Genomic DNA, 3702 nt, shown 5'->3' on the forward strand with positions numbered 1-3702 from the left:
ACCATCGGGAACTTCCACCAGGGAGGCGTGCGTGGATTCTTGTCCTGCATGGTTGTGTCCTCGGGATTCTGCGGTTCAACGCGGCACGACGAATGTCGACTTCTCGCGCACTTCGACGGCGCCGCCTTCCGCGTCCGCCAGCCGGGTGATGGTAAAGCGAAGCGGGTGGGCTCCTGCACCGAGCGAACCCGCAGCGTCGGGAGAGATCTGCACGGCCACTGGCACCCAGCGCGACTCGGTCGAACCCACCTCGACCTCGGCCTTCGTGGCCAGTGCGGCCCCGGCGAGTCCTTCGACGTCGATCCGGAAGCGCTGAACTCGCTCGGTGGCATTCATCAGCTGGAGCCGGTAGACGTTCTCGATGCGGCCGTCCTCGACGATGCGTGCCAGCGCGCCGCGATCACGCACCACGTCGACGCGGAACGGCGTGCGCAGCGCCAGGCTGGCCGCGAACGCGGCGACGATCAGCACCATGATCGCCGTGTAGACCAGCACCCGCGGCCGCAGCACGCGCCGCAGCATCTGCTCGCGGCTCCAGTGCTTGTCCATGCCGTTCTGCGTCGCGTAGCGGATCAGTCCGCGCGGGTAGTTCATCTTGTCCATCACGCTGTCGCACACGTCGATGCACGCAGCGCAGCCGATGCACTCGTACTGCAGTCCCTTGCGGATGTCGATGCCGGTCGGGCAGACTTGCACGCACAGCGTGCAGTCGATGCACTCGCCCTTGCCCGCCTCCTTCAGCGACGCGTGCGCCAGCGACTTCGGACGCGAGCCGCGCGGTTCGCCGCGCTGCGCGTCGTAGCTGATGATCATCGTGTCGTGGTCGAACATCGCGCTCTGGAAGCGCGCGTACGGGCACATGTACTTGCAGACCTGCTCGCGCATGAAGCCGGCGTTGCCGTAGGTGGCGAAGCCGTAGAACAGGATCCAGAACCACTCCCACGGCCCGAAGCCCAGCGTCATCACCGAGGCGGCGAGTTCGCGGATCGGCGTGAAGTAGCCGACGAAAGTGAAGCCGGTCCACAGACCGAAGGCGATCCACACCAGCTGCTTGCCGCCCTTGCGCAGCAGCTTCTCGCCGTTCCACGGCCCCGCATCGAGCTTCATCCGCTTGGCGCGGTCGCCCTCGATGCGGTTCTCGAACCACATGAAGATCTGGGTGTAGACCGTCTGCGGGCAGGCGTAGCCGCACCACAGGCGCCCCGCCACCGCGGTGAACAGGAACAGCGCGTAGGCCGAAAGGATCAGCAGCCCGGTGAGGTAGATGAAGTCCTGCGGGTACAGGACGAGCCCGCCAATGTAGAAGCGGCGGGCCCCGAGGTCGAACAGCACGGCCTGACGGCCGTTCCACTGCAGCCAGGGCAGCCCGTAGAACAGGAGCTGGGTGCCCCAGACGAGCACCCACCGCCAGGTGGCGAACCAGCCACTGACCGCACGTGCGTAGATCTTCTTCTGCGCGGCGTAGAGCGAGACGATCTCGCCGGCCGCATCGGGTGAACTGCCTCCCGGTGCAGCCGCGTGCGTGTCAGACATTCAACCTTCCGTTTACTGCTTGCCGCCTTGCGACAGGTTCCAGACGTAGGCGCCGAGCACGTGGATCTGCTCGGGCGTCAGTCGCGAGGCCTGGGCAGGCATGACGTTGGTCTTGCCATTGTTGATCATCGCCACCACCGCCTGCTCGCCGCCGCCGTGGAGCCAGATCTTGTCGGTCAGGTTCGGCGCGCCGAGAGCCTGGTTGCCCTTGCCGTCGGCGCCGTGGCAGGCGGCGCAGGCACCGAACTTTTCCTTGCCGAGCTGGGCGGCCAGCGCGTTGTGCGCGCTGCCCGACAGGCTGAGCACGTAGTTGGCGACGTTCTTCACGTCCTCGGCCGTGCCCACGGCCGCGGCCATCGGCGGCATGGCGCCCTGGCGACCGGCGGTGATCGTCTCCTTGATCTTCTCGTGGTCGCCGCCGTAGAGCCAGTCGCCGTCGGTCAGGTTGGGGAAGCCCTTGCTGCCCTTGGCGTCGGAACCGTGGCAGGCCGCGCAGTTGTTGATGAACAGGCGCTCGCCGATCGCCATCGCCTGCGGATCCTTGGCCAGGGCCTCGGCCGGCTGGCTGGTGAACTTGGCGTACAGCGGCGCCATCGTCGCCTGGGCCTTGGCCTGCTCAGCCTCCCACTGGCCCGTGCTCGACCAGCCCAGCTTGCCGCCGAAGCTGCCCAGGCCCGGATAGAGCACCAGGTACAGGGCCGAGAACACCACGGTGATCACGAACAGGCCCATCCACCAGCGCGGCAGCGGGTTGTTCAGCTCGCGCAGGTCGCCGTCCCAGACGTGGCCGGTGGTGTTGTCCTGCGCCATGACCTTGCGCTTGCTCGCCACGATCAGCAGCGCCAGGCAGGCCACGAGGCCGATGATGGTGACGGCGGCGACGTAGACCGACCAGCCGTTGTTGATGAAGTCGCTCATTGTTGCTTTCCTCCACGCGAGGCGCCTTCCGCGCCCTGCTCTTCGGCGAACGGCAGCTGGGCCGCCTCGTCGAACCCTGCACGGTTGTTGCGGGACCAGGCCCAGGCCACGATGCCCAGGAAGGCGATCAGCGAGATCACCGTCACCACGCTTCTGAGGTCATTGATGTCCATGGCGTGCCTCCCTCACTTGGCCGCCGTGGCGGTGCCGAGCACCTGGAGGTAGGCGATCACCGCGTCCATCTCCGTCCTGCCCTTGACCTCGTCGCCCGCCTTGGCAATCTCGTCGTCGCTGTAGGGCACACCGACCACGCGCAGGGCCTTCATCTTGGGCGCCATGTCGGCCGGGTTCACCGTCGACTTCTCCAGCCACGGGTAGGCCGGCATGTTCGACTCCGGAACCAGGTCGCGCGGGTTGATCAGGTGGATGCGGTGCCAGTCGTCGCTGTACTTGCCGCCCACGCGGTGGAGGTCGGGGCCGGTGCGCTTGCTGCCCCACTGGAACGGATGGTCGTAGACGAACTCGCCGGCCTTGGAGTAGTCGCCGTAGCGCAGCGTCTCGGCCCGGAACGGACGGATCATCTGCGAGTGGCAGTTGTAGCAACCCTCGCGGATGTACACGTCGCGGCCGGCGAGCTGCAGCGCGGTGTAGGGCTTGAGGCCCGGCGCCGCCTGCGTGGTCGACTTCTGGAAGAACAGCGGCACGATCTCGACAAGGCCGCCGACGGCGACGACGACGAGGATCAGCACGATCATCAGGAAGTTGTTGGTCTCGATCTTCTCGTGCGAGAAGCCGGTGGCTTGGTTGTTGGCCATTTGTTCGGTACTCCTCGAGGATCAGGCGTGGGCAACGACCGGCGGCACGGGCACGGGCTCGTACTTGCCGCTGGTGGCCGTCTTGATGACGTTCCAACCCATGATCAGCATGCCGGCCAGGTACAGCAGGCCACCGAGCAGGCGGATCACGTAGAAGGGGAAGGTCGCCTTCACGCTCTCGACGAAGCTGTAGACCAGCGTGCCGTCCGGATTGATGGCGCGCCACATCAGGCCCTGCATCACGCCGGCGATCCACATCGCGGCGATGTACAGCACGATGCCGATGGTGGCGATCCAGAAGTGCAGTTCAATGGCGCGCGTGCTGTACATCTGCTTGCGGCCGAACATGCGCGGGATCAGGTAGTACAGCGTGCCCATCGACACCAGGCCCACCCAGCCGAGCGCGCCGCTGTGCACGTGGCCCACGGTCCAGTCG

5 protein-coding genes are annotated in these 3702 nt (G+C 66.5%); all 5 read right to left on the minus strand.

Translation table 11 applies throughout. The features are described 5' to 3' along the window. Window positions 1-75 precede the first annotated feature (75 nt). Window positions 76-1533 carry a cytochrome c oxidase accessory protein CcoG gene (ccoG, locus tag AB7U92_RS23735; RefSeq protein WP_428582762.1) on the minus strand — a complete coding sequence of 486 codons (1458 nt, stop codon included), beginning with the start codon at window positions 1531-1533 and terminating at the stop codon, window positions 76-78. A gap of 12 nt (window positions 1534-1545) precedes the next feature. Further along, window positions 1546-2451: a cytochrome-c oxidase, cbb3-type subunit III gene (gene ccoP, locus AB7U92_RS23740; RefSeq protein WP_428582764.1), complete on the minus strand. Its 906-nt coding sequence runs from the start codon at window positions 2449-2451 to the stop codon at window positions 1546-1548. Beyond that, window positions 2448-2624 carry a cbb3-type cytochrome oxidase subunit 3 gene (locus AB7U92_RS23745; protein ID WP_428582766.1) on the minus strand — a complete coding sequence of 59 codons (177 nt, stop codon included), beginning with the start codon at window positions 2622-2624 and terminating at the stop codon, window positions 2448-2450. The genes ccoP and AB7U92_RS23745 overlap by 4 nt, the downstream gene beginning before the upstream one ends. Window positions 2625-2636: 12 nt before the next feature. Next, window positions 2637-3266 carry a cytochrome-c oxidase, cbb3-type subunit II gene (gene ccoO / locus AB7U92_RS23750; protein ID WP_428582768.1) on the minus strand — a complete coding sequence of 210 codons (630 nt, stop codon included), beginning with the start codon at window positions 3264-3266 and terminating at the stop codon, window positions 2637-2639. A gap of 21 nt (window positions 3267-3287) precedes the next feature. Next, on the minus strand, window positions 3288-3702 hold a 415-nt coding region (locus AB7U92_RS23755), incomplete at its 5' end, for a cbb3-type cytochrome c oxidase subunit I (RefSeq protein ID WP_428582770.1).

The organism is Piscinibacter sp., from assembly GCF_050175855.1.
In the GTDB taxonomy this organism is placed as follows: Bacteria; Pseudomonadota; Gammaproteobacteria; order Burkholderiales; family Burkholderiaceae_C; genus Piscinibacter.